Genomic DNA, 25065 nt, shown 5'->3' on the forward strand with positions numbered 1-25065 from the left:
GGGCGTTGTTGCCTATTGTCTATATTTTGCTAAGGCAGAGCACGAGAGGCGTGTCTCGTGCTCTGCTCAGTTAACGGAACGGCGGCTCGTTAAAGGTACGCAGTTTGCGTGAATGCAGCTTATCCCCTTCGGCGCGCAGCAGCTCTACCGCGCAAATACCGATCTGCAAATGTTCTGAAATCGCCCCTTCATAAAAACGGTTCGCCTGGCCCGGCAGCTTGATTTCGCCGTGCAGCGGCTTGTCCGAAACGCAGAGCAGCGTGCCGTAAGGGACGCGGAACCGATAGCCCTGCGCCGCGATAGTGGCGCTCTCCATATCCACCGCCACCGCGCGGCTCAGGTTAAAGCGCAGCGCTGAGGCGGAGTAGCGCAGCTCCCAGTTGCGATCGTCCGTGGTCACCACGGTGCCGGTGCGCAGTCGCTGTTTGACCTCTTCGCCTGGCATATTGCTCACCGCTTTAGTGGCGTCATAGAGCGCGCGCTGCACCTCCGCGATGCTCGGTACCGGAATGTCGGGCGGCAGCACGCTGTCGAGCACGTGGTCGTCGCGCAGATAGGCGTGCGCCAGCACGTAGTCGCCGATGCGCTGGCTTTCGCGCAGGCCGCCGCAGTGGCCGATCATCAGCCACGCGTGCGGCCGCATCACCGCCAGGTGATCGCAGATGGTTTTGGCATTGGACGGACCGACGCCGATATTCACCAGCGTGATGCCGCGTCGGCCAGGCGAGGTAAGATGCCAGGCCGGCATCTGATGCTTTTTCCACGCCAGATCCAGCATCGCCGCGTCGCTCTCCGCCGTATCGGCGGTAATCACCGCGCCGCCCGCGCAGGCCAGGCTGTCATAGTCGCTGGCGGGATCGCGCACCTGCTCAGTCGCCCAGCGGACGAACTCATCCACATAGCGCGTGTAGTTGGTGAACAGCACAAACGGCTGGAAATGCTCTACCGAGGTGCCGGTGTAGTGGCGCAGACGCGCCAGAGAGAAGTCGGTGCGCAGCGCATCGAAGTGCGACAGGGGGAAAATCGCGTCCGGGTTGAACAGGCCGTCGGCGGTTTCATCGCCGATCTGCGACAGCTCGGTGGTGGGAAAATAGCGCGCGATACTGGCGCTCATGGTGCGGTCCAGCGACAGATCGGAACCGTCAATCACGTAAGGGTAGGGGATCTCCTGGCTGGACGGGCCGACCTGAATCTCCACCTCATACTCTTTTTCCAGCATCGCCAGCTGTTCGCTGAGGTAGTGGCGCAGCAGCGCCGGACGCGTGATGGTGGTGCTGTAGCTGCCGGTATGGGTAAAACGTCCCCAGGCGCGCGTGCGGTTTTGCTGCGGGCCTTCGCCGCGCCAGGTAATGCGCAGTTCAGGGTAGACAAACAGCCCCTGGCGACGCGCCTCCGCCTCGGGCAGCGTGCCCTGTTCGGTATAGGTTTTTATCGCCGCGCGCAGCGCGTTCACCGCGTCGTCGTACAGACGCTCCAGTTCATCCAGCGCCTGCTGGCGGGTAAGGCCGTTCCGTTGTGTAGGCATAAACTCTCCTGATATGTAGCGAACTTTCCCCACAGCTTAGCGGGTTTGCCGCCGCCGCAAAGCAAGAATCTGTGATCGACCGCATTATGCACCAACAGGGTGCTGGCGTGTTGCCAATCCCCGCCTACGTTTAAATGAATCAGAAGGTGACGTCGTGCGCTGTCGCTGGCGTTGCCACCTTCCTTTAGCGAAATCTCGCGGCCCGTTGCGTTCTGGCGAGATTCTTGCTTGCGATTGATAGCGGCCTCTGTCGCCGCGCATAGCATGTCCGAACCGAATAAAAACATTCACCGCTCCTGCGCCGTGGTCTGGCGAACGCAAACTCACTGTGTCGAGGATAGACAGCATGTCTCAGAAACTGATCAAGTTGTCGTTAAACGTCGTAATTGCAGGCTGTATCGGTGCGGCGCTCAGCGCGCAGGCCGATATTAAAATCGGCGTCGCCGGGCCGTTCTCCGGCCCTAACGCCACCTATGGCGCGCAGTACTGGAAAGGGGCGACACAGGCAGCGGAGGATATCAACGCGGCGGGCGGCATTAACGGCGAGAAAATCGTGCTGGTGCAGGGCGACGACGCCTGCGAACCTAAACAGGCGGTCGCGGTGGCGAACCGGCTGGTCGATCAGGATAAGGTGATGGCGGTCGTCGGCCATTTCTGCTCCTCCAGCACCATGCCCGCCTCGGAGGTTTACGATGACGCCGGCGTGCTGTCGATTACGCCTGGCTCCACTAACCCGCAGATCACCGAGCGCGGCATGAAAACCCTGTTTCGCATGTGCGGACGCGACGACCAGCAGGGCGCCATCGCCGCCAACTTTATGCTCGACAAGCTGAAAGCGAAGAAGGTCGCGGTTATCCCCGATAAAGATACCTATGGCCAGGGGCTGGCCGACGCCACCAAAGCGGCGCTGGAGAAGCGCGGCGTCAAAGAGGTGATGTATGAGGGCCTGTCGCGCGGCGAGAAAGATTTTAACGCGCTGGTGACCAAAATCGCCCAGGCGAATCCCGACGTGGTCTATTTCGGCGGTTGTCATCCCGAGGCGGGTCCGCTGGTGCGCCAGATGCGTGAGCAGGGCGTAAAAGCGAACTTTTTCTCCGGCGACTGTATCGTAACGCAGGAGCTGGTTACCGCCGCGGGCGGGCCGCAGTACACCAGCGGCATCTATATGACCTTCGGCAACGATCCGCGTCAGATCGCCGACGGCAAAGCGGTGATCGATAAATTCCGCAAGGGCGGCTTCGAGCCGGAAGGCTATACCCTTTACGCCTACGCCTCTATCCAGGCGCTGGCGGCCGCCTACAAAGGCGCGGGCAAAGATAACGAGAAAGCCAGCGAATGGCTGAAATCTCACGACGTGCCGACCGTGATGGGTAAAAAAGCCTGGGACGGAAAAGGCGATCTGAAAGTCTCCGATTACGTCGTTTATCAGTGGGACGACAAAGGCAAGTATCACCAGCTGTAAGCCTGAGCCCGCCCTGCGCAGCGCAGGGCGTTTCCTGTCCGGACCGCCCGGTTGCGCGGTCCGCTTTGCGCAGAGACTTCGTTATGGACGCCTTTTTACTTCAGCAACTGATCAACGGGCTGACGCTGGGCGCGGTATATGGCCTTATTGCGATCGGCTACACCATGGTGTACGGCATCATCGGTATGATTAACTTCGCGCACGGCGAGGTCTATATGATCTCCGCCTATCTCTGCGCTATCGGTCTGGCGCTGCTCTCCTTCTTCGGCGTGCACTCTTTCCCGCTGCTGATTTTCGGCACGCTGCTCTTCACCGTGGTGGTGACGGCGGTCTACGGCTGGACCATCGAGCGTATCGCCTACCGGCCGCTGCGCCACTCGACGCGGCTGGCGCCGCTGATCTCCGCCATCGGCATGTCGCTGATCCTGCAGAACTATGTTCAGCTGAGTCAGGGACCGAATCAGCAGGGTGTGCCGACGCTGCTGACTGGCGTGCTGCGCGTCGAGTTCGACGGCGGGCTGGTGCAGATCACCTGGACCAAGCTCTTTATTCTCGCCGCCGCCTTTTGCGGCATGGCGCTGCTCACCTGGATTATTCAGTACACGCGCCTCGGCCGGATTTGTCGCGCGGTGCAGCAGGATCGGCGTATGGCGGCCATTCTCGGCATCAATACCGACCGCGTGATTTCGCTGGTCTTCGTTATCGGCGCGGCGATGGCCGGGCTGGCGGGCGTGCTGGTGACGATGAACTACGGCACCTTCGATTTTTACGCCGGGTTTATCATCGGCATCAAGGCGTTCACCGCGGCGGTGCTGGGCGGCATCGGGTCGCTGCCCGGCGCGATGCTCGGCGGGCTGCTGCTCGGCGTGGCGGAGGCGCAGTTCGCCGGGCTGGTGAACTCGGACTACAAAGATGTCTTCTCTTTCGCGCTGCTGGTGGTGATCCTGATCTTCCGCCCGCAGGGGCTGCTTGGCCGTCCGCTGGTAGCGAAAGTATGAGGGCGCGATGATGAGTCGATCTATCAATGTGTCTCAGGCGCTGCGCGAAACCCTGCTGGCCGGGCTGATTGCGGTGGTGGTGTTTGGACCGATCGTCGGCGTGGTGCTGAAAGGGTACGCCTTCCAGCTCGCCCCTGCGCGCGTGGCGCTGCTGGTGGCGGGAGTGATGGCGGGGCGGCTGCTGCTCAGTCTCTTTTTGCAGACCGAGCGCGGACGGGCGCTGCTGCGGCGCTTCGAAGGCGCGGACGACGGCGTTTACGTGCGCGAACCGGGCTATCGCTCGCGGCTGCGCTGGATCCTGCCGCTGCTGCTGGCGGCGGCGCTGCTGTTTCCCTTTCTCTCCAGCAAATATCTGCTGACCGTGGCGATCCTCGGGTTGATCTATGTGCTGCTGGGGCTGGGGCTGAATATCGTGGTGGGGCTGGCGGGCCTGCTCGATCTCGGGTACGTAGCGTTTTACGCTATCGGCGCTTACGGGCTGGCGCTCGGCTATCAGTATCTCGGGCTGGGATTCTGGAGCATGCTCCCGCTGGCCGCACTGCTGGCCGCTTTCGCCGGGGCGCTGCTCGGCTTTCCGGTGCTGCGCATGCACGGCGACTATCTGGCGATCGTCACCCTGGGATTTGGCGAGATCATCCGCCTGGTGCTGACCAACTGGCTGAGCTTTACCGGCGGCCCGAACGGCGTGTCCGTGCCGTCGCCGACTTTTCTCGGTCTGGAGTTTGGTCGGCGCGCGCGCGAAGGCGGCGTGCCTTTTCATGAGTTTTTCCACCTCGACTACAACCCCAATATGAAGTTTATCTTTCTCTATGTGGTGCTGGTTCTGGTGGTGGCGCTGGTGCTGTTTATCAAGCATCGCCTGACGCGCATGCCGGTCGGGCGCGCCTGGGAAGCGCTGCGCGAAGATGAGATCGCCTGTCGCGCGATGGGGCTAAACCATGTGCTGGTGAAACTCTCCGCTTTTATGCTCGGCGCCTCGACGGCGGGCATCGCGGGCGTCTTTTTCGCCAGCTATCAGGGATTCGTCAATCCGACCTCGTTCACCTTCTTCGAGTCGGCGCTGATCCTCGCCATTGTGGTACTGGGGGGAATGGGCTCGACGCTCGGCGTGGTGCTGGCGGCCTTTGTGCTGACGGTGGCGCCGGAGCTGCTGCGCAGCTTCGCCGAATACCGCGTGCTGCTGTTCGGCATGCTGATGGTGGTGATGATGATCTGGCGGCCGCGCGGCCTGGTGCGCACCAGCCGCGTCGGCGTCGCGCCGCGTAAAGGAGTGCGCCATGAGTGACGCTATTTTGCAGGTCGATCATCTGATGATGCGCTTCGGCGGCATCAAGGCGCTTAACGACGTCAGCCTGCGCGTGCAGCGCGGCTCGGTCACCTCGCTGATCGGTCCTAACGGCGCGGGCAAAACCACGGTTTTTAACTGTCTGACCGGCTTCTACCGCGCCAGCGGCGGCCGCATCTTGCTGAACGCTCAGGCGCGCAGCACCGACGTCATTCAGATCCTCGGCCAGAAAATCCAGCCGCAGGACTGGCTGCGACCGACGCAGCTGGGATCGCGGCTCTGGTACAAGATGTTCGGCGGCGCGCACCTGGTGAACCGCGCCGGACTGGCGCGCACCTTTCAAAATATCCGCCTGTTCCGCGAGATGTCGGTGATTGAGAATCTGCTGGTAGCGCAACATATGCTGGCGAATCGCAACCTGCTGGCGGGCATTTTCAATACCCGCGGCTATCGCGAGGCGGAGAGCCGCGCGCTCGATCGCGCCTTCTACTGGCTGGAGACGGTGGATCTGACGCCGACGGCCAATCGGCTGGCCGGAACGCTCTCCTATGGCCAGCAGCGGCGGCTGGAGATAGCGCGCGCTATGTGCACCCAGCCGGAGCTAATCTGCCTCGACGAACCGGCGGCAGGGCTCAATCCCGTGGAGACCGAGGCGCTGAGCGCGATTCTGCACCGCCTGCGCGCCGATCACCGTATCAGCGTGCTGCTGATTGAGCATGATATGCCGATGGTGATGGCGATCTCCGACCATATCGTGGTGCTCGACCACGGCGACGTGATCGCTCAGGGCGCGCCGCGCCAGATCCAGCAGGACCCACGCGTTATCGCCGCCTATCTTGGCGCAGAGGAGGAAGATCTTCATGGCTGAACCGATGCTGAAATTTGACGCGGTCGATCTCTACTACGGCCCGGTGCAGGCGTTAAAAAAGGTGTCGCTTAGCGTGCAGCCCGGCGAGACCGTGGCGCTGATCGGCGCCAACGGCGCCGGCAAATCGACGCTGCTGATGTCGATTTTCGGCCAGCCGCGCATCGCGCAGGGAGAAATCTACTTTCAGGGAGAGCCCATCAGCCAGCGCTCGACCCACTTTATCGCCGCCAGCGGCATCGCTCAGGCGCCAGAAGGCCGGCGGATTTTCGCCGATATGACGGTGGAAGAGAATTTGCTGATGGGCACCATCGCCATCGGCAGCGCGCATCAGAAAGCCGATCTGGCGCGCATGTATGAACTCTTTCCGCGCCTGCTGGAGCGGCGCAGGCAGCGGGCGATGACCCTTTCCGGCGGCGAGCAGCAGATGCTGGCCATCGCCCGCGCGCTGATGAGCCGTCCCAGGCTGCTGCTGCTCGACGAGCCAAGCCTCGGGCTGGCGCCGATTGTGGTTAAGCAGATCTTCGCCATTCTGCGCGAGCTGACGCAGCAGGGCATGACGCTGTTTTTGGTCGAGCAGAACGCCCGTCATGCGCTGGCGCTCGCCGATCGCGGCTATGTAATGGCGAACGGCGAGATTCGCCTCAGCGGCAGCGGTCGGGAGCTGCTCGATAACGAAGAGGTGCGCAGCGCCTATCTGGGCGGCGCGGCAGCCGCTGCGGTGAAGAGCGAGAAAAGAGTGTAATAATGATTGAAAAGACAGGGAAACGCTTTGCATAAATAGTTAAGCGGACCCATCATTACAACTCCTGTCCAATCTGTTCTGATTTGGTTATTCCCTTGCAAAATCCTGGCGTAGCAGTGATGCAGGCGATAAAGCGCACGGCGTGGTATCCCAAACGCCGCTTTTATCGCACGCTGTTCTGGCGTGAGATCACGCCCCTGGCGGTGCCCATCTTCATCGAAAACCTGTGCGTGATGCTGATGGGCGTATTAAGCACATTCCTGGTGAGCTGGCTGGGCAAAGAGGCGATGGCGGGCGTTGGGCTGGCGGACAGCTTCAACATCATCATCATCTCTTTCTTTGCCGCCATCGATCTCGGCACCACGGTGGTGGTCGCCTTCAGCCTGGCGAAGCGCAACGGCAAGCGCGCCCGCGCCGCCACGCGCCAGTCGCTGGCGCTGATGACGGTGCTGTCGCTGGTGCTGGTGTTCGCCATCGAGCTGTGGGGGCATCTGATCATCGATCTGATCGCCGGCGGCGCGGAGCCCAAAGTCAAAGAGCTGGCGCTGAGCTATTTGCAGACTTCGGCGTGGAGCTATCCGGCGGCGGCGATAGCGCTGATCGGCAGCGGCGCGCTGCGCGGGGCAGGAAATACCAAAATCCCGATGCTGATCAACGGCGGGATGAACATCCTCAATATCGTCATCAGCAGCGTGTTGATCTACGGCGCCTTCTCCTGGGAGGGGCTGGGTTTCGTCGGCGCCGGCCTGGGGCTGACCATCTCGCGCTATATTGGCGCAATCGGCGTGATTTACGTGCTGATGATCGGTTTTAACGCCTCGCTGAAGATCAGCTTGCCGAGCTATTTCCGCCGCTGGGACTTAAAAATCCTGATGGAAGTGCTGGGCATCGGCGTGCCGGCGAGCATCGAATCGGTGCTCTTCAACGGCGGCAAGCTGCTGACCCAGGTGTTTGTGGCGGGCATGGGCACCGACGCCATCGCCGGCAACTTTATCGCCTTCTCTATCGCCTCGCTCATTAACCTGCCGGGCAACGCGCTGGGCTCTGCCTCGACCATCATCACCGGCACCCGTCTGGGGCGCAACCAGGTCTATCAGGCGGAGCGGCAGATCAGGCACGTTTTCTGGCTGGCGAGCCTCTGTCTCTGCGCGCTGGCGTTTATGACCGTGCCGCTCTCCGGCGTGCTGGCGCGCTTCTATACCCGCGATCCGGACGTTATCAGCGTGACGCAGCATCTTATCTGGCTCAACGCCGCCTTTATGCCGATCTGGGCCGCTTCCTGGGTATTGCCTGCGGGGCTGAAAGGCGCGCGCGACGCGCGTTACACCATGTACGTCTCAATGTTCAGCATGTGGGGCGCGCGCGTCGTGGTGGGCTACGTGCTGGGCATCATGCTCGGCATGGGCGTGGTCGGCGTCTGGCTCGGCATGTTCCTCGACTGGGCGGTGCGCGGCGCCTGTTTCTGGTGGCGGCTGAAGAGCGGCAAGTGGCTAGATAATTACCGCAAAATGATGGCGAAGATGGCGAAGCAGCAGTAGCCGTCCGGCGTTTAGCTGTTTTTCGGCAATAAAACGCAGAAATTAATGGTTCAGCTGCGGCAGCGCCGAGGGTTTACTGAACCTCTCAACAACGGAGGATCAACCCGATGAAAGCATTGCTGCAGCTGTGGAAAAAACGCGTCGCCGTCTGGCAGGCGCGCAAACGCGATTTGCACGGCGAGAGTGAATTAAGCCTGGAGCAGGAGCTGCTGCTTCCCATTAGCCAGCTTTACGGCTTTGAATATTTTCCCTCCGTGCATCGCTACCATGAAAAATAGCGCGCCCTGTTATCGCTATCGGCACTAAAGCCCGCTCTCACCCGGCGGGCTTTTTTTCGTCTGTGGTAGAGCCGCAGCGGCTATGGTTAACAGGGCAGCATGCCTTTTATCCTGGAGAAGCGAATGAGCGATAAAGAGAGTGCCGCGCTGATTAGCGCGCGGCTGGCACTGACCGCGCAGCAGCGTGCGCAGACCCGCGCCGCACTGGCGCAGGGCGTTACCGCGGAGCCGGATCGCGCCCGCGCGCAGCGCTACGCCTTTCAACAGCATCTGCGTCAGGGCGTCATCACCGGCAACAGTAACGATCTGCTGCCGGTCGCCTTTTTAGCGCAGGGCCTGGCCTGTGCGCGCGGCGTGGCGCTGCTACGCGACGATGGCGTGCCTGCTGGCAGCGCGTTTTTAACCCACGGCGGCCTGCTTATCACCAACCATCATCTGCTGCCAGAGCCGCCTGCGCCGGGCCGTATTACTCTGCAGTTCGGCTGGCGGCGCACCGAGGCGGGCGAGCTGGTGGACGGCGTCACCTGTGGCGTCGATGCCGCGCGTTTTTTTCTCACCAGCCCCACCGATGAGCTCGACTGCACCCTGATTGCGCTGGGGGAGGTTACCGGTGGAGACGGCGATGCGCCGCAGCCGCTGGCGCTTAACGATCGCAACGACAAACATGCGCTGGGCATCAGCCTCAACCTTATCCACCATCCGGGCGGCGCGCCGCAGCAGATTACCTTGCGCAACAACGCGCTGCTGGCGCGTCACGAGCAGCTGCTGCACTACGCGGCCGATACCGACGGCGGCTCCTCCGGCGCGCCAGTATTCAACGATGGCTGGCAGCTGGTGGCGCTGCACCACGGCGGCGTGGAGAGCGACGACGGCTGGGTGAATGAAGGGATTCGCATCAGCGCCGTTATCGACTGGCTGAAGGGCGAGCTGCCACAGCTGCCTGCGCCGCAGCAGGCGCTGTTGATACAGGCGCTGACCGCCAGCGACAGCGCGGCTCCGCTGGCAACCTCTGCCGCGTCGGAGAACGGCTACGGCAACCGCGACGGCTTTCAGGCAGATTTCCTTGAGAACGCGCCGATCGATCTGGCAGCTATTATCGCGCCGCGCGCCGCCGAAGTGGCGCCGCTGCGCGACGGCCGTCAGGGCGCAGCAGCGCAGCTCGACTATGAGCACTTCTCTCTGCTGATGAACGCCGAACGGCGTCTCGCCTTTTTTACCGCCACCAACATCGACGGCGCGCGCTATATCGCCATCGATCGCGGCAACGGTCAGCCGTCGCTGCTGGAGGAGGGAGATCGCTGGGTCGACGAGAGCCGTATCGACAGCCGCTACGTTACCGGCCAGGCCTTTTACAGCGAGTTCAGCCGCTGGTTCGATCGCGGCCATCTCACGCGCCGCAGCGATCCCACCTGGGGCACGGCGGCGGAAGCGGTACGCGCCAACAAAGATACTTTTCACTTTACCAACTGTTCGCCGCAGCATTTTCGCTTCAATCAGAGCCTGCAGTACTGGCAGGGCGTCGAGCGCTATATTCTGGAGTCGGGCGTGCTGGCGTCGAAGCAGAAAATCAGCGTGCTGACCGGCCCGGTCCTGAACGATCAGTGGCGGCAGTATGCAGAATGGCAGGTGCCGCTGATGTTCTGGAAGGTGGTGCTGCGCATCAACGCCGCGGGCAAGCCGCAGGCAACGGCGCTGCTGGTCAGCCAGGCGGAGCTGCTGGATGAGCCGCGCCGCGTGCTGCCTCATGCGCAGACGACGCCGCGCCCCAACGTTGACGAGTACCGTGTGACGGTCAGCGCGCTGGAGACGCTGACCGGGCTGAACTTCGCCGCTTTTCGCGACTGGGAGAGCTGGCAGCCGGATGAAACTCTACTGGCGCAACCGCTGCCGGCGAAGCTGATTATGAGCTGGGAAGATCTGCTTTAGCCGCTGCGCCTGCTGCGCCTGAAAGCCCGCTCAGCCTCGTCTGCGCGGGCTTTTTTACGCTCTCTTTTCGCTAAAATCGTTGTTCCTTCAAACCGTTACGCTTAGCACGCAGACTTGCGATTCTGACATGGCTGCTACACTTAGGGCTCGAGGCTGATAACGATTCAGCTCTACTGACGAGCGTGCGAGAGTTGCTAAAAGGAGAGAACCTATGACAGATCGTCCCCAGAATCCTCAGCAGGCGCAGCAGCAGGAATGGCCCGGCAGCTTCCTCAAAATGGATCCTAAACCCGACCATGGTGAAACCAGCTATCAGGGATCCGGCCGCCTGAAAGGCAAAACCGCCATTATTACCGGCGGCGACTCCGGTATCGGCCGCGCCGTTGCCATCGCCTACGCCCGCGAAGGCGCGGACGTGGTGATCTCCTACCTGGATGAGCATGAAGACGCGAAAGATACGGCGAAACTGGTGGAAGAGGCGGGCCAGCAGGCGCTGCTGATCGCCGGCGACGTGACCGAAGCAGAGCATTGCCGCAGCATCGTGGCGCAGACGGCTGAGCGCTTCGGCAAAATCGACATCGTGGTGAATAACGCCGCCTTCCAGATGACGCGCACCGCGCTGGAGGAGATCAGCGATGACGAATTCGATCGCACCATGAAAACCAATCTTTACGCCATGTTCTATATCTGCAAGGCGGCCGTGCCGCACATGCCGGCCGGCGGTTCCATTATCAATACCGCCTCGGTGAATGCCGACCAGCCAAAGCCGAAACTGCTTCCCTACTCAGCGACCAAAGCCGCTATCGTAAACTTTTCCGGCGGTCTGGCGGCACTGCTGGCGGAGAAAGGGATCCGCGCCAACGCCGTTGCGCCTGGCCCCATCTGGACGCCGCTGATCCCGGCCACTATGCCGCCGGAGCAGGTGGAAAGCTTCGGCAGCGAAGTGCCGCTGGAGCGTATGGGGCAGCCTGCCGAACTGGTACCGACCTATGTAATGCTGGCCAGTGACGAAGCCAGCTATATTTCCGGCGCGACTATTGCAGTGACAGGCGGCGTCGCGGTTATCTGATTTCGTCCAGGAGGAGAGATGAACGCTTATCCTTTAAAGCTGACTACGCCCCTCGCCACGCATATCTTCGGCGGGCAGCGTATCAGAGAGCAGTTGGGAAAAGCGGAGCTGCCTGAGACGCGCGTGGCGGAGAGCTGGGAAATCAGCGACGTGGACGGCATGATCGCCTCCGTCACCAACGGCGAGCTGGCGGGCCAGACGCTGCGCCAGCTCACCGAACGCTATCCTGACGAGATGGTCGCCCCTGGCTGGCGCGGCCCCTTTTTTCCGCTGCTCAGTAAGTTTATCGACGGAAGCGGCATGCTGCCGGTTCACCTGCACGCTAACGACGCGCTGGCACAACGGCTTGAGCAACAGCCGAACGGCAAAAGCGAAGCCTGGCATATCCTGTGGGCCGCGCCTGACGCCACCTGTCTGCTGGGCGTGCGCGACGGCGTAGATAACGCTCGCCTTAAGGCCGCGCTGCTGGCGCAGGATTACGATGCGGTGATGCATCGGGTGCCGGTAAAAGCGGGCGACACCTTTTATGTGCCCGGCGGCATGCTGCACAGCTTCGGCCCCGACACCCTGATCTATGAAATTGAGCAAACCTCCAATATCCAGCAGCATGCGATGCCGTGGCGTATGGAGGATGGTTCGCGCCTTTCTCAGAGGGAGTGGGAAAACAATATCGACGCGCTGTTGCAGGAGCTGCGGCCGGAACTGCGCTGCGCGCCGCAGCCGGGACTGGCGCTGGAGGCGAAAGGGCTGACGCGTCTGTTCTGCTGCGCGGGCCCCTATTTTGCGCTGGAGCGCTGGCGCTTTAGCGAGCCGCAGCGGCTCAGCTTCGACAGCGCGCGTATCCTTTCCAACCTCGGCGAGCCGTTAACGGTCGAGGCGAACGGCGTCAGCGTCGCGCTGGGCCGCGCCGAATCGCTGCTACTGCCCGCCGCGCTGGCGGAGGCGACGCTGCGCGACGCCGGTGAACTGCTAATCGGCTATGTACCCGATTTGGCGCGCGAGGTGGTCGCGCCGCTGCGGCAGTCGGGCTATAGCGAGGCGGCGATTGCGCAGCTGGGCGACATTCACGGCACGATGATATAGGAGGGGCTATGCTGCCTTACAGCTTGCAGGGAGAGGGCGAGACGACATTTGTGCTGATGCACTATCTGGGCGGATCGCATCGCACCTGGTTTCCCACGCTGCCCTGGCTTGACCGCGCCGCCCGCTGCGTGGCGCTAGATATGCCGGGCTTTGGCGCAGCATCGGGCATGGACGATTATGATGTGGCTGCAATGGCGGATCGGGTTGATGAAACCCTTCGCCATCTGCAGCTGGAGAAGGTGATCCTTGTCGGCCACTCTATGACCGGTAAAGTGGCGCTGGCGCTTGCCACCCGGCGGCCCGATTACCTTCAGCGTCTGGTGCTGGTGGCGCCATCGCCGCCCGGGCCGCAGCCGATGAGCGAGCAGGATCGTCAGGCGCAGGCCGCTTTTGACGGCTCGCGCCAGCAGGCAGAGACCTTTGTCGACGGCGCCTGCTCTGCGCGCCTGCCGGACGGGCTGCGCGAGGTGGCGATTGCCGATGCGCAAAGTGCCGCGCCGGCTGCTTTTCACGCCTGGGCGTTGCACGGCAGTCGGGAAGATCTGCGCGAGCAGATTGGCCGTCTTGAGCTGCCCGCCATGATGGTGCTCGGCAGCGAGGATGGCAACGTGCCAGGCGTTGAGGCGCAGCTGGAGGTGATGCGCGCCCATTTGCCGCAGGGCGAGCTGGAGATCATCGACGGCGCCGGGCACCTGATGCCGATGCAGACGCCGCAGGCGCTGGCGGAGCGGATGCTGGCGTTTGCACAGCGCCATCTCTGAGCCTGTGGTTAAAGCGTTAAACTACCCACATGGCCCGCTCAGTTTGCTCTGAGCGGGCTTTTTAACCTTCTGAAAACCGCTCTGGCTGTTGGCGATTGGCAGAGGTGCGTGACGCTGGTCGCCGCTGAGGCTGATAAGATAAACGGCTGGAGGACAAACTGAACGAAAAGTCGTTCGCTGTTAAAAGAAGCGGGCATAAAGCGCGGCTGAGGCAGTGCGGCTGGAAGTCTGTTAACTCAGGTGTGGCGTTTACTCAGGACTAAGGTAATGCAACTATTCACTCTTATCGGTTATCTCCTGGCTTATCTCTTCGCTTCTCCAGTCAATATGGAAAGAGAGGCCGTTATTAGCAAATGCATATTCCACCTTATAGCCTGCATCTTCAAACCTGTTTTTTATCTCTGTCAGGTATTCTTCGAATGCGCCGCTCGACAGCAGAGGATACTTCTCTTTTAGGCCGGCATAGACGAAAGAGCCGAGTTTGTGCGTTTCAGGCTGTCGCAGTGCGTTGACAATGTCGTTGGTGATTTTAAAAGATTCTCTCTGGGCGAGATGTTGCGACTGGGATAGATTTTTCAAATAGCATTGCCTTAAAAATCTGGCTTTCGGAATGATCATCTGTCACTCAACTGTATCGATATCGGGCAGGATCATAAGCCCCGGCTAATGCGCCGGGGCTCGAATTTTCTGGTGCTTACCTTAGCGCTTGAACCCGCTAATCGCAGAGGCAAGATCGGCCTCTTTAGCAATAGCCCCGGCAGAAGAGATTTTGTCAACTAACTGAGGAAGATATTTAGCCAGCAGGTTAGCGGCATCCTCGCTGTTTACGCCGACATTACTGGCTAACTGTTGAACCGCTTCCGTACTAAACATTCTTTGCACGATATCGCTGCTAATGGCCATATTATTCTCATCGCCGAGCCAGGATTTGACGATATCGCTAAATTCACCCGCCTGCAGATGATTAATAATGGCTTGAATACCGCCTTGTTGTTCTATCCATTGCAAAACGCCTTTTAATTCCTGCCCAGCTTTATCATTAACGCCAACCAGTTCCAGAATAGTATCCAGTAAACCCATCTTTATCACCTTAAGTAAATATTATGCTTGTTTTAGCGCTCTGATTTTATGCACCACAAACAAAACGATAATGGCGCCCGCGGTAGAAATTAAAATGCTGTAAAGGTTGAATCCGCTGACCTGGCCGAATCCAAGCGCGGTACTGATTACGCCGCCGATCAGCGCGCCTGTGACCCCGAGCAGGATAGTCATGATAATCCCTAAATGTTCCTTACCAGGCATAACGCATCGCGCCAGAACGCCTGCGACTAATCCAAAAAAAATCCATGACAATATACCCATTGCGCATTCCTTAGTTATCGGTTGATCTGATTAAAAATCGTCAGGCGTATATGGTATATGGCGAGTTATTTTTATGACAATCTTCATTCTAAACCTCGGGTAAACAATCGAAGAGTTAATAAAGAGGGTGCGCTTCGTCGCGCTAAAAAATGACAAGAAGGCTAAGCTGATGTTGTTTATTACAGGGGTACTGTTAATTCTTTGTTTCTCTTCTGATTGTGCCGATACTTTAAATAATCATAATGGAATGTATGTATACACTTGTAGATGATTGATAATTAAATTAACAAAAGAGAATAGTTTCTCTGTTTATTCTCTATTAATTGTTTATGCGTTGAGATTTTCTTACACTCTAAAGGCTAAGCTTTATATAGCGATTTCAAAAACGCATTGTTTTAATAAACAGGGTTTGAATATGAGTATTTTAGATAAGGTTAAGGATATCGGCAGCGATCTGCTTAAAACAGTGGAAAACAGCGATGAAGCGAAAAGCACCACCGCTAATAAAGATGAGCGTACCTATACTGTACAGTCAGGCGATACGTTAAGCTCTATTGCCAAACATTTTTACAGCGATGCTGCTCTCTATATGAAGATTTTCGACGCGAATAAATCTACGCTGACCAGCCCTGATAAAATCATGCCGGGTCAGGTGCTGCATATTCCTGAGTGATAGCCAGACTATCTCTCTATGCCAGTTGCAGTGAATAAAAAGCAGCTGGCGTTTTTATTTTGCCTGCCGGTGAATCTTTTTTCAGCGCTTGCTCGTCATCGAGGCGGCAGGAAGAAAAATTTTACTTAATACGCTTGTATAGCAAGATAGTCGGGATGATTAAAATAGTGAATGCGCATAAAGAGAGTTATGAGAAAGCTGAGGCTGCGTATTGAGGGAGCTTCGGAGAGAGAGGGCGGCCAGGCCATCATGGCGATGAAAGTACGCGAAGTCTGACCACCGCTCTTGTCCGATGCGCTGCGGGTAGAGAACACGCATCGGAAAGGCTTTTCACGCTTACCCGTTGAATCTGCATCGTAGCGAGATTCGCGAAGCGGCATGAAAGTACAAATATGGCTCCTCTGACTGGACTCGAACCAGTGACATACGGATTAACAGTCCGCCGTTCTACCGACTGAACTACAGAGGAATCGTGTCGATGGGGCGCATATTAATGGCCGCGCTCCGGCCTGTCAACAGCGAAAAACACATTAGCATTCAACTGGCTAGCTTTGCAGCAAAGCGATCGCGAATTAGGCGGTGGCGGTGAAAAAGCCGTCAAAACGCGGCAGCGGATGCTGACGATAGAACTGGCTCAGGTGACGGTACATCGCCGGAAAACGCTCGTATAACAAATCAGGCGCGGTAAAAAAGTATTCGGAGAGCACGGCAAAGCACTCGGCGGGATCGCTGGCAGCGTAGGGATCGATCGTCGCGGCCTGTTCGCCGACCAGTTCAACCTCGTTTTCAATCTCGTCCATTGCGGCGCGCAGATCTTTTTCCCACACCGCCACATCACGCAGCGGCATCACCGGTATGCCGCTGGTATAGCCGCGGCCGCGCGCGTCGAGCTTGTGCGCCACCTCATGGATCACCAGGTTGTAGCCGGAGAGATCGAAAGCGTCCTGAAGGTCGAGCCAGTTGAGCACGATTGGACCCTGCGTCCAGCTCTGTCCGGCATGCACCGCAGCGGCGTGATGCACCAGTCCCTGTTCATCTTCCCAGCTGTCCGCTACCTCAAAAGGTTCCGGGTAGATCAGCACATCGTGAAAGCCGTCGAGCCACTCCAGCCCCAGCTTTAATACCGGCAGACAGAAGAGCAGGGCGAGCCGCGCGCTGTGCAGTTCATCCAGCTCGACATCCTGCAGCGGCACCAGTTTCTTTTGCTGCAGGAAACGCTGCGCCATGGCGATCAGCGCCTGCTGCTCATCCTCGTCCAGCCAGCTGAACACCGGCTGCGCCAGCGCCTGACGCCAGGGAAGATCGGCAAGCACGGTGCGGTTCTCGTTTTTCCATGGCCATTTAAACATCGCAATACTCGCTGACGAATTACCCGCGCTATCCTGTCCGCCAGAAAAAATGCCAGCATCCGAAGCGGTCGCTGGCACCTTAATCAGGCTGCAGGGGTGAAAGCTGTCTATTCAACCGCTTAGCATGCAATTTGTCTGTGATTCAGCCCGCAAAGCGCTATTAATTGCGCGCGACGCGCTCAAATTCAATCACCCAGACCCAGGGATTCACTTCCCAGCTGGTGGCGCCGTACTGCTTCTGCCACGCCTTGCGGTAGGCCTCTTTAGGCGACTCCGCATTCATGTTCATGGTGAAGAAGTTATTGAGGAAGTGCGAATCGGTCTGCACGCCCTCGGCCATGATGTCATCTTCGCTGATATCCTGGATTTTTTCCGCGCGCACGGCGGTGATCTGCAGGTTGATGCGGCTGGCCCAGCGCGGCATGTGAATGGCGGTCTGCCAGCCGAACTGATCGGCTTCCGGGCCGCTCTGGGCATGGTGTCCCAGCTCGTTATTGTCGGCGCGGTACTGGCAAAACGCCGGCAGGCGGAACGGCGCCGGATCGCGCTCATACTCCGCCAGATCGTTTTCCGGCACGATAGGTCCGCGCCAGGTTTCGCGCACCCAGAGAATATCGCCCGGCTTGCCGTAAGGGCAGTGCTGGCTGATATCGGCCATCGACATCAGCTTATAGCCGTGCAGATGGTTGGCGTTAACGTCAAAGGCATGCACGCCTTCATGGTGATCCTGACCGGGTCCGAAAGACTGCGTTTTCATGATGCGCCGGGTCTGGGTTTGCTGGCCAACCAGCAGGGCGCGAACCCGCTGTTCGGAAAAAAGAATCGGCCGTTCTTTCATTGATTACCTCTGAATATACATAGAACCCGGTGGACACACATTAAACCGCTGTCTTGCGCCTGCGTGCAGGGGTGATGAATTTACATCAATCCGCTTAACAATTTGATGCCTTACAGTAACGGCAACACAACGATTTGCCTTTAGGAAAAAGCGAAAATGCAAAAAACGCACCAGTCCGAGTCTACTAAGTGGTCCCTTACCTGGTATAACCCGGATACAGTACGTTATATCGGGCATTTTTGAAACCTTTTCAGATTCTTTAACCTTCACAAAGCGGCGATATCCTGAATGGGCCTGGGTTTCGCCTCAGGTGAGCTTCCTTGCCGGCTTCAGACGCAGCGCGTCAATTTTGAGCGATATTAATAAGTTTTGCTTAAGCTAATTGATATGGGTTAATGCTGAAAGTTTGTTAAAAACTGGGATAATGCTTGAATTAGCGCTATAACTCGATCCCGGTCTCATTTTTTTCGAACCGGTTTTGTCACTGCGCATTTTACACCACCCTGTGTCAAAAATTTGTCATCAGCTACTCGGTAAGATGACGTCCCACTGCGTACGGTCCGATGTTAAGACCAGTACCAAAACATTAACAGGGAGATAAGCCATGTCGCTCTCACTCTGGCAAACGCGCTTCGAAAGCTGGTTTCAGATTAACTGGGTTCATGATGACAAGGCGCACGATATCGCCCATTTGCGTCGTGTCTGGATGAGCGCGCAGCGTATTATGGCAGGCAGCGACGCCAGTCCGCTGGTCGTGCTCACCGCCTGCTACTTTCACGATGTGGTCAACCTGCCGAAAAATCACCCCGAACGCCATCTTGCCTCGACCTATGCTGCCGAAGAGACCGCACGCATTCTGACGCAGGATTTTCCCGACTTTCCTGATGCGCTGATCCCGGCGGTGGCGCACGCCGTTAAGGCGCACAGCTTCAGCGCGGCTATCGCGCCGGAAACGCTAGAGGCGAAAATCGTCCAGGACGCCGATCGACTCGAATCGCTGGGCGCTATCGGGCTGGCGCGCGTGTTCTATACGGCCGGCGCGCTTAACCGGCCGCTGTTCGATAATGAGGATCCGCTCGGCAAGATGCGCGAGCTCAACGACGTCAACTGGACGCTCGATCACTTTCAGAAGAAGCTGCTGCGGCTCCCCGATACGATGCAGACCGAGGCGGGCAGGGCGCTGGCGCAGCATAACGCCGACTTCCTGGTGCACTATATGGCCAAGCTATGCGCTGAGCTGCAGGGCAACCTCACCAGCTTCGATGAGTCAGTGTTGCGTGATTTCAGCCCCTTACGCGCCTAATATTAAATTTTTATGACAGTATGTTAAACGCCCGTGACTTCCGCTACGTTGATGATAAATAACGAAGGGAGTAACAGAATGACTGAGACGGTAAATTTGACGATTAAGATCGATCCGGCGCTGAAAGAGCAGTTGAAACAGCTGGCGCTGGAGAATCAAATCTCAATGAGTCAGGAGATTGTTCAGCGTTTACAGGAGAGCCTGCTGCCGCCCACCGCCTCTGCGGTAGACAATCAGGATACGGCGGAAACTGCGTCAAACGCGTTTTCCGCGGACGAGGTCAAACAGCTTCGCGCCCTGCTGAAGAAACAGACCAAGAAGAAGAAATAAAAAAGACCCGTCGCGAGACGGGTTTTTTTATGGGCGTCGTTTACGCCTGCTCAATGCGGAACTGCCGCACGCCCTGCGCCAGACGCGCCGCCTGCTGCTGCAGGGCGTCGGCGGCCTGCTGCTGCTGCGCGCTGAGACCGGCGTTGGCTTGTAGCGTCTCGTCCAGCTTGTGGATCTCGGCGGCGATATGGCTGACGCGCGTGCTTTGCGCCGTGGCGTTCTGCTGAAGCGCCTGCAGCTGTACGGCGATATCAGCTACCGCACTGCTGATGGTCTGAAACAGCGTTTCCAGCACTTTGACCTTGTTAAAACCCTGAGCGACATGCTGCTGCGTATGCTGGATCAAACCGTCAATGCGCTGCGTCGACCCGCTGCTCTGGCTGGAGAGCATGCCGATCTCTTTCGCCACCACCGAAAAGCTGCGGCCGTATACGCCGGCATGCGCAGACTCAATCGCCGCGTTAAGCGCCAGCAGGCGCGTCTGGAGCGAAAGGCTATCCAGCATCTCGACGATCCCAGCGATATCCCCGGAGGCGGCGACAATCTGGCGCATCTGCGTCTCCATCTCGTCTACCCGCGAGACGCACTGCTGCATCAGCCGATCGGCGTCGTACGCCTGCTGCGTCGCCTGCTGCGACACCTGCGCGCTGCTCTCTACCTCGTCCGCCACGCGACGCAGCCGCTGCGACAAATGGGTGAAGCTGGCGTTTTGCGACTGATGCTGAGCGCTTACGCGCGCGTTATGCTGCTGCATCTCGCCTGCGCCCGCCGCCACGCCGGCGGCGATGGTATTGATCTCATCAACGATATGACGCAGCCCGTGGCGCATCTCCGCCATGGCGCTGAACAGCTGCTGCGTTTCGCGCGACTGCAGCCGTCCGGCGGCGGGCGGCGGAAGCAGGTCGCCAGTGGCGATGCGCTGCAGCTGGACGCTGGCGTGGCGCAGCGGTGCGATAACGCCGCGCGCCAGCAGCACGCCGCCCACCAGCAGCAGCGCGAACAGCAGTGCGCTGACCAGCAGCGACAGGTTGCGGCTATGCGTCATACTCGCCAGCGTGCTGCGGTTGACCGCGCCGAGCGCTTTGTTGGCCGCGTCGATCTCCGCAAACCAGGCGTCGTTAAACTGCTGCTGATAGGCCTGCATCGGCACCATAAAAAAGGCGTCGATTTGGTTATCCTTCAATCCTTTTAGCTGCTCTTCCAGCCCCTGCGCCAGCAGCGTAAAGCCCTGCGCCAGCGCGCCTTTCTCGTCGGCATGGTAGCGCGCGAACAGCGCTTTCGCCTGCTTCAGCGAAGCGCTGGCGCCGTCGGCCAGACTTTTCCAGCTGTCTACCGAGCCGCTCTGCTGATCCTGCATCAGATAGATACCCGCGCGGTGGCTGCTGTCGCTGGCGGTAAGCAGTTCGATGCGCGCTTTATCGAGCAGGGCCAGCCTTTCCCGTAGCAGGGCGGTTTGCGCCAGCGCGCTTTGCGTATGGCTGACCTGCGCGGCGAGCAGCGTGACGCCCAGCGCCTGCAGCAGGCAGAAAAGGATGACGAACAGGGTAAAGTTGCCGCGCAGGCTGCTAAGCCAGCCAGGAAATCCCGGCTTACGCAGATGAAAACGGCGAGGGAACAGAGTGACAGAGGACATAGCGCAACCTGAAAATAAAAGCGAGTATTCGCCGGTTGCGTGACAGCATTGTGACAGCGAGCGCATTCGCCGAAAAACAGCATAATGCGCGTGACTAAGCTAAACTCTGGACCTGTTACGGCTGATTTATCTGCCTGATATAGGGCAACAGCAGCTTCGCTACCGCGGCGAAAACCGGCACCACCACCGAATTGCCGAACTGCTTGTAGGCCTGGGTGTCGGAAACGGGGATGCGGAAGCGGCGTTCGCCTGGCGCCTCAAAGCCCATCAGGCGCGCGCACTCGCGCGGCGAGAGGCGGCGTGGACGACGCGCCATATTGGCGGCGTTGCTGAAGTCCGCTTCGCCCAGCGCGCGATCCCAGCCGCGATCGATAAGGATTTCTGAGCCGTCTTTGTAGTAGCGCGCCGAGAGGGTGCGGACGCAGACGTCGGCCTGACGCGGATCGTTCAGCCCGAAGCCGAAGCCGTTGCCTTTCGCTTTATGTTTTCTGGCGTAGTCGTAGAGGTAGCGCCACAGCTGGGCGGAAAGAATATATTTCTCTTCCGGTTCAGGCTCCAGCAGGCTTTGCAGACTCGGCACTGCAGGCGGATAAAGCTGCTGGATTTGACGCAGCGACAGCGTGTTGCTGAAGGGATAGTCGCGGCGGATGCCAACCAGCACGATACGCTCGCGGTGCTGCGGCAGAAAGTGGCGCGCGTCGATGATTTTCGCGTCCGGCGCGGCGGCATCAGCGTCCGCCACGTCGTAGCCCAGCTCGTCCAGCGTCGCCATAATGACGGCGAAGGTACGGCCTTTATCGTGGCTTTTGAGATTTTTGACATTCTCCAGCACGAAGATCGGCGGCTTTTTGGCGGCGATAATGCGGGCCACGTCGAAAAACAATGTGCCCTGCGCTTCGCACTCGAAGCCGTGCGCGCGGCCCAGCGCATTCTTTTTGCTGACGCCCGCCAGCGAAAAAGGCTGGCAGGGAAAACCGGCCAGCAGCACCTGGTGATCGGGGATCGCCGCGTCGATATGGCGATAGATAGCCGCCTCGTCGCGCAGGCCGTCTGGCTGGGTTATCAGGCGGATATCAGTATTGAAGCTGTGCTCCTGCGGATCGCTGTAGTGATTCGCCTTGTAGGTGCGCACCGCCTCTTTGTTCCACTCGCTGGTAAAAACGCACTTTCCGCCGATGGCGTCGAAGCCGCGGCGGATGCCGCCGATGCCCGCGAAGAGATCGATAAAGCGAAACAGCGGGTTGTCGTAGTGGGCCGGACGCGTCGGCAGCAGAGTGCGCAACAGCGTGAGTTCGCCTTCGCTCAGCGGCGGCAGCGCGCTTTTGTTTTGCCGCAGACGGGTCAGCTGCTGCGGCGTCCAGTCGTGGAAGCCCGCCTGGTGAAATGTCGCGGCTAAATCGCGCGCGGCGTAAATCGCCAGCGCCTGGCGCATCAGGTCAGCGGTTTCGCTATCGGCAGAGAGCAGGGGAGAAGCGGGTTCCGTCATTGCGGTGGCGTCATCGACAAGCATGCGTTTTTCCTTAACTGTGAACGGGCTATGCTAACACTCCTCTGGCTGCGAAGAAATTGGCGTGCGATGCCTTAAGGCCGTTGCAGGACGCATCGCCGGGATTTTACCCGCCTCGCTAAGCGCGGCGCAGGCTTTCGCTTTCAGTGAGTCAGGCTAAAGTTGATAGAGAAGGCAAAAAGGAGACGCCATGGCCGATGTACACTCCAGCACGACGCGCAGCAAAAATATGCGTGCGATACGCCAGCAGGACACCGCCATTGAACTGCGGGTGGCGCAGCTGCTAAAGGATCGCGGTTTCGCTTACCGCGTTCAGGATAAGAATCTGCCGGGCCGTCCCGATTTCGTTCTGCTGGAGCAGCAGGCGATTATCTTCGTGCACGGCTGTTTCTGGCATCACCACCACTGCTATCTCTTTAAGGTGCCGGCGACGCGCACCGAGTTTTGGGTCGGCAAGATCAACAGCAACGTCGAGCGCGATAATCGCTACGTGCGCCAGCTGCAGGAGAGCGGCTGGAAGGTGCTGATTATCTGGGAGTGCGCGCTGCGCAACAAACTGCGGCTCAGCGACGGCGATCTGCAGGAGCGGCTGGAGGAGTGGCTGCTGGCGATGGACCAGAGCGCCGAGATCGATCACAACGGCATTCAGCACTATCGCCCGCGCTGAGGTCGCCTTGCCTTGTCGGCTTCGCCGGGTTAGATTTCGCCTTCCCCCGCGATCAGGAGTTGTGGATGAGCAGTATTAAACTGACGGTAAAACGCCTCTATCAGCTGCGCGACGAGCGCATGGTCAACGCCCATGCGACCGCACGCGTCTATATCGGCGACACCCTGGTCGCGACGGAGGAGATCACCGGCATGACGGAAAGCCCGGTCAGCAAATACCTGCATGCAGGCGAGCTGGCAGGCGCGGTCCGCGTAGAGTGGGAGTGCGACGGCATCGCTGACATCACCGTCGCGACGCTGGAACGCTGTCCCTGTTGTCAACATAACGAACCGGAATAAGGAAGATATTTTGGCAGGATCCAGCTTACTGACTTTATTAGATGATATTGCAACACTTCTGGATGATATTTCCGTCATGGGCAAAGTGGCGGCGAAAAAAACGGCGGGCGTGCTGGGTGACGATCTGTCGCTGAACGCGCAGCAGGTAACGGGCGTTAAGGCCAATCGCGAATTGCCGGTCGTATGGGGCGTCGCCAAGGGATCTTTTCTTAATAAGCTGATCCTGGTGCCGCTGGCGCTGCTGATCTCCGCCTTCGCCCCCTGGCTTATCACGCCGCTGCTGATGATCGGCGGCGCCTACCTCTGCTATGAAGGGGTAGAAAAAGTGATGCATAGCCTGCAGCACGATAAGCAGGAGAAAAGCCCGGAGGCGCGCCAGCAGCGGCTGGACAAGCTGGCGCAGCAGGATCCGCGCGAATTCGAGAAGAACAAAGTCAAGGGCGCGGTGCGCACCGACTTTATTCTTTCCGCAGAGATTGTCGCCATTACCCTCGGCATCGTTTCCGATGCGCCGCTGCTTAATCAGGTTCTTATCCTCGCCGGCATCGCGATTCTGGTGACGATCGGGGTCTATGGCATCGTCGCCGCCATCGTTAAAATCGACGATCTCGGCTACTGGCTGAATGAGAAATCCTCCTCGATCGCGCAGGGCATCGGTCGCTTTTTGCTGGCGTTCGCGCCCTGGCTGATGAAAATTTTATCGGTGGTCGGCACGCTGGCGATGTTCCTGGTCGGCGGCGGCATTATCGTGCACGGACTGACGCCGCTGCATCATCTGATCGAATCGATTACCGGCGATATGAGCGGGCTAGTGGCCAGTTTGCTCAGCAACGGCGCCAACCTGGTGCTCGGTTTTATCGTTGGGTCGATCGTGCTGTTAGCGGTGAATCTGATTGCTAAACTGCGCGGTAAATCGGTATAAAGCGCACTGCCATATGATGTGAAGTCAGGAGAGGAGACGCTATGAACGACGATATGTTTGAATTTGATATTGATGCCCAGCTTGAGCAGGCCGAAGCCAAAGCGGCGGAAAAGGTCAATGAAGTGCCTGACGACTTAGGCGACGAAGCGGATTGCGAAGGCTGCAAAATCTGATTTCAGCGCCAGTAGATGTTAAAAGCGGATAAGCCTTTTTATCCGCTTTTTTTATTTTCAACATTTATTACCACTTTATTCTGAATTTACGCTTTTTTTCCATGCCTTAACGGGCAGGGTGTCCAGATGGCTGCTATAGATAAAAAGGTTCTTTTAACGGTCAAAAGAGGGATGCGTTATGAGCTTTACGATTAGCGATGAAGTGCAGCATAAAGAGGGCGGGCCTGCCATGGTTGTTACCGGCTACGCCAGCGGAATGGTAGAGTGTCGCTGGTATGATGGCTACGCCGTGCGCCGCGAAGCCTTTCACCAGGATGAGCTGAGCCACGCGATTTCTGAGACGCAGCTCGCCAGCTAAGCGCTATTCAACGGGGATGCGCTATTCATCCCCCGTGATTTCCCTCATTTTTTGATCCCCTGCGCCTGCTATACTCG

At 58.9% G+C, this 25065-nt stretch carries 27 protein-coding genes and 1 tRNA gene; 19 read left to right on the forward strand and 9 right to left on the reverse strand.

The window, feature by feature from the left end; genetic code table 11:
- Positions 1-70: 70 nt before the first annotated feature.
- The gene (locus tag PVE98_RS07235) at positions 71-1525 is read right to left on the reverse strand and encodes an AMP nucleosidase (protein WP_096073397.1); all 1455 of its coding nucleotides are present in this window, start codon (positions 1523-1525) and stop codon (positions 71-73) included.
- A 346-nt stretch (positions 1526-1871) separates the two neighbouring features.
- Here PVE98_RS07235 and PVE98_RS07240 point away from each other — a divergent pair, with 346 nt between their 5' ends.
- The 11 genes from PVE98_RS07240 to PVE98_RS07290 all read left to right on the forward strand — a co-directional run bounded on the left by PVE98_RS07240 (position 1872) and on the right by PVE98_RS07290 (position 13535).
- Positions 1872-2987: a branched-chain amino acid ABC transporter substrate-binding protein gene (locus tag PVE98_RS07240; protein ID WP_333620291.1), complete on the forward strand. Its 1116-nt coding sequence runs from the start codon at positions 1872-1874 to the stop codon at positions 2985-2987.
- An 83-nt stretch (positions 2988-3070) separates the two neighbouring features.
- Positions 3071-3985, forward strand: a complete 915-nt coding sequence (locus PVE98_RS07245) for an ABC transporter permease subunit (protein ID WP_096073395.1) — start codon at positions 3071-3073, stop codon at positions 3983-3985.
- Between the two features lie 7 nt (positions 3986-3992).
- On the forward strand, positions 3993-5270 hold the full coding sequence (gene livM, locus PVE98_RS07250) for a high-affinity branched-chain amino acid ABC transporter permease LivM (RefSeq protein WP_096073394.1): 1278 nt from the start codon (positions 3993-3995) through the stop codon (positions 5268-5270).
- Positions 5263-6138, forward strand: coding sequence for an ABC transporter ATP-binding protein (locus PVE98_RS07255; protein WP_048781748.1), 876 nt, complete (start codon positions 5263-5265; stop codon positions 6136-6138). Before livM ends, PVE98_RS07255 begins: the two co-directional genes overlap by 8 nt.
- Positions 6131-6880 carry an ABC transporter ATP-binding protein gene (locus PVE98_RS07260; protein WP_033749877.1) on the forward strand — a complete coding sequence of 250 codons (750 nt, stop codon included), beginning with the start codon at positions 6131-6133 and terminating at the stop codon, positions 6878-6880. Before PVE98_RS07255 ends, PVE98_RS07260 begins: the two co-directional genes overlap by 8 nt.
- Before the next feature lie 119 nt (positions 6881-6999).
- Positions 7000-8418, forward strand: a complete 1419-nt coding sequence (locus PVE98_RS07265) for an EmmdR/YeeO family multidrug/toxin efflux MATE transporter (RefSeq protein ID WP_033749875.1) — start codon at positions 7000-7002, stop codon at positions 8416-8418.
- A gap of 107 nt (positions 8419-8525) precedes the next feature.
- Positions 8526-8696 (forward strand): hypothetical protein, encoded by a 171-nt coding sequence (locus PVE98_RS07270; RefSeq protein WP_187143647.1) that lies wholly within the window; start codon positions 8526-8528, stop codon positions 8694-8696.
- A gap of 123 nt (positions 8697-8819) precedes the next feature.
- The gene (locus PVE98_RS07275) at positions 8820-10622 is read left to right on the forward strand and encodes a DNA/RNA non-specific endonuclease (protein ID WP_227741486.1); all 1803 of its coding nucleotides are present in this window, start codon (positions 8820-8822) and stop codon (positions 10620-10622) included.
- 211 nt (positions 10623-10833) lie between these two features.
- Positions 10834-11691: a glucose 1-dehydrogenase gene (locus PVE98_RS07280; RefSeq protein ID WP_096073392.1), complete on the forward strand. Its 858-nt coding sequence runs from the start codon at positions 10834-10836 to the stop codon at positions 11689-11691.
- An 18-nt stretch (positions 11692-11709) separates the two neighbouring features.
- Positions 11710-12774: a class I mannose-6-phosphate isomerase gene (locus tag PVE98_RS07285; RefSeq protein WP_096073391.1), complete on the forward strand. Its 1065-nt coding sequence runs from the start codon at positions 11710-11712 to the stop codon at positions 12772-12774.
- An 8-nt stretch (positions 12775-12782) separates the two neighbouring features.
- Positions 12783-13535 carry an alpha/beta hydrolase gene (locus PVE98_RS07290; RefSeq protein WP_333620292.1) on the forward strand — a complete coding sequence of 251 codons (753 nt, stop codon included), beginning with the start codon at positions 12783-12785 and terminating at the stop codon, positions 13533-13535.
- A gap of 273 nt (positions 13536-13808) precedes the next feature.
- On the opposite strand, the gene PVE98_RS07295 is transcribed toward PVE98_RS07290, so the two are convergent.
- The 3 genes from PVE98_RS07295 to PVE98_RS07305 form a co-directional block, all read right to left on the reverse strand.
- A complete protein-coding gene (locus PVE98_RS07295) occupies positions 13809-14153 on the reverse strand; it encodes a hypothetical protein (RefSeq protein WP_033749866.1) in 345 nt (114 codons plus the stop codon).
- An 81-nt stretch (positions 14154-14234) separates the two neighbouring features.
- A complete protein-coding gene (locus PVE98_RS07300; RefSeq protein ID WP_096073389.1) occupies positions 14235-14615 on the reverse strand; it encodes a YidB family protein in 381 nt (126 codons plus the stop codon).
- 21 nt (positions 14616-14636) lie between these two features.
- Positions 14637-14897, reverse strand: coding sequence for a GlsB/YeaQ/YmgE family stress response membrane protein (locus tag PVE98_RS07305; protein ID WP_096073388.1), 261 nt, complete (start codon positions 14895-14897; stop codon positions 14637-14639).
- Positions 14898-15312: 415 nt separating this feature from the next.
- On the opposite strand from PVE98_RS07305, the gene PVE98_RS07310 reads away from it, so the two are divergent.
- Positions 15313-15570 carry a LysM peptidoglycan-binding domain-containing protein gene (locus PVE98_RS07310; RefSeq protein WP_096073387.1) on the forward strand — a complete coding sequence of 86 codons (258 nt, stop codon included), beginning with the start codon at positions 15313-15315 and terminating at the stop codon, positions 15568-15570.
- Positions 15571-15963: 393 nt separating this feature from the next.
- Here PVE98_RS07310 and PVE98_RS07315 read toward each other — a convergent pair.
- The 3 genes from PVE98_RS07315 to PVE98_RS07325 form a co-directional block, all read right to left on the reverse strand.
- Positions 15964-16039 (reverse strand) — tRNA-Asn (locus PVE98_RS07315).
- A gap of 103 nt (positions 16040-16142) precedes the next feature.
- On the reverse strand, positions 16143-16919 hold the full coding sequence (mtfA, locus tag PVE98_RS07320) for a DgsA anti-repressor MtfA (protein ID WP_048781600.1): 777 nt from the start codon (positions 16917-16919) through the stop codon (positions 16143-16145).
- 160 nt (positions 16920-17079) lie between these two features.
- A complete protein-coding gene (locus tag PVE98_RS07325) occupies positions 17080-17757 on the reverse strand; it encodes a hypothetical protein (protein ID WP_033749856.1) in 678 nt (225 codons plus the stop codon).
- A gap of 604 nt (positions 17758-18361) precedes the next feature.
- Here PVE98_RS07325 and PVE98_RS07330 point away from each other — a divergent pair.
- A complete protein-coding gene (locus PVE98_RS07330) occupies positions 18362-19060 on the forward strand; it encodes a phosphohydrolase (protein WP_033749854.1) in 699 nt (232 codons plus the stop codon).
- Positions 19061-19138: 78 nt separating this feature from the next.
- Positions 19139-19390: an Arc family DNA-binding protein gene (locus tag PVE98_RS07335; protein ID WP_048781596.1), complete on the forward strand. Its 252-nt coding sequence runs from the start codon at positions 19139-19141 to the stop codon at positions 19388-19390.
- A gap of 40 nt (positions 19391-19430) precedes the next feature.
- Here PVE98_RS07335 and PVE98_RS07340 read toward each other — a convergent pair whose 3' ends face one another.
- Together PVE98_RS07340 and dcm are read right to left on the reverse strand one after the other, a co-directional pair.
- On the reverse strand, positions 19431-21023 hold the full coding sequence (locus PVE98_RS07340; protein WP_096073386.1) for a methyl-accepting chemotaxis protein: 1593 nt from the start codon (positions 21021-21023) through the stop codon (positions 19431-19433).
- 115 nt (positions 21024-21138) lie between these two features.
- On the reverse strand, positions 21139-22533 hold the full coding sequence (gene dcm / locus PVE98_RS07345; protein WP_407568558.1) for a DNA (cytosine-5-)-methyltransferase: 1395 nt from the start codon (positions 22531-22533) through the stop codon (positions 21139-21141).
- A gap of 187 nt (positions 22534-22720) precedes the next feature.
- On the opposite strand from dcm, the gene PVE98_RS07350 reads away from it, so the two are divergent.
- The 5 genes from PVE98_RS07350 (at position 22721) to PVE98_RS07370 (ending at position 24988) form a co-directional block, all read left to right on the forward strand.
- Positions 22721-23197: a very short patch repair endonuclease gene (locus PVE98_RS07350; RefSeq protein ID WP_033791379.1), complete on the forward strand. Its 477-nt coding sequence runs from the start codon at positions 22721-22723 to the stop codon at positions 23195-23197.
- Between the two features lie 65 nt (positions 23198-23262).
- On the forward strand, positions 23263-23535 hold the full coding sequence (locus PVE98_RS07355; RefSeq protein WP_033791378.1) for a hypothetical protein: 273 nt from the start codon (positions 23263-23265) through the stop codon (positions 23533-23535).
- Positions 23536-23545: 10 nt separating this feature from the next.
- Positions 23546-24457: a DUF808 domain-containing protein gene (locus tag PVE98_RS07360; RefSeq protein WP_033749843.1), complete on the forward strand. Its 912-nt coding sequence runs from the start codon at positions 23546-23548 to the stop codon at positions 24455-24457.
- 41 nt (positions 24458-24498) lie between these two features.
- Entirely contained in the window at positions 24499-24630 is a 132-nt protein-coding gene (locus PVE98_RS07365; RefSeq protein WP_255351574.1) for a hypothetical protein, read from the forward strand.
- 178 nt (positions 24631-24808) lie between these two features.
- On the forward strand, positions 24809-24988 hold the full coding sequence (locus PVE98_RS07370) for a YodC family protein (RefSeq protein WP_033749842.1): 180 nt from the start codon (positions 24809-24811) through the stop codon (positions 24986-24988).
- The last annotated feature ends 77 nt before the right edge of the window (positions 24989-25065 follow it).

Origin of the sequence: Pantoea sp. GABEPS69, assembly GCF_045780835.1 — a bacterium.
In the GTDB taxonomy this organism is placed as follows: domain Bacteria; phylum Pseudomonadota; class Gammaproteobacteria; order Enterobacterales; family Enterobacteriaceae; genus Pantoea; species Pantoea septica.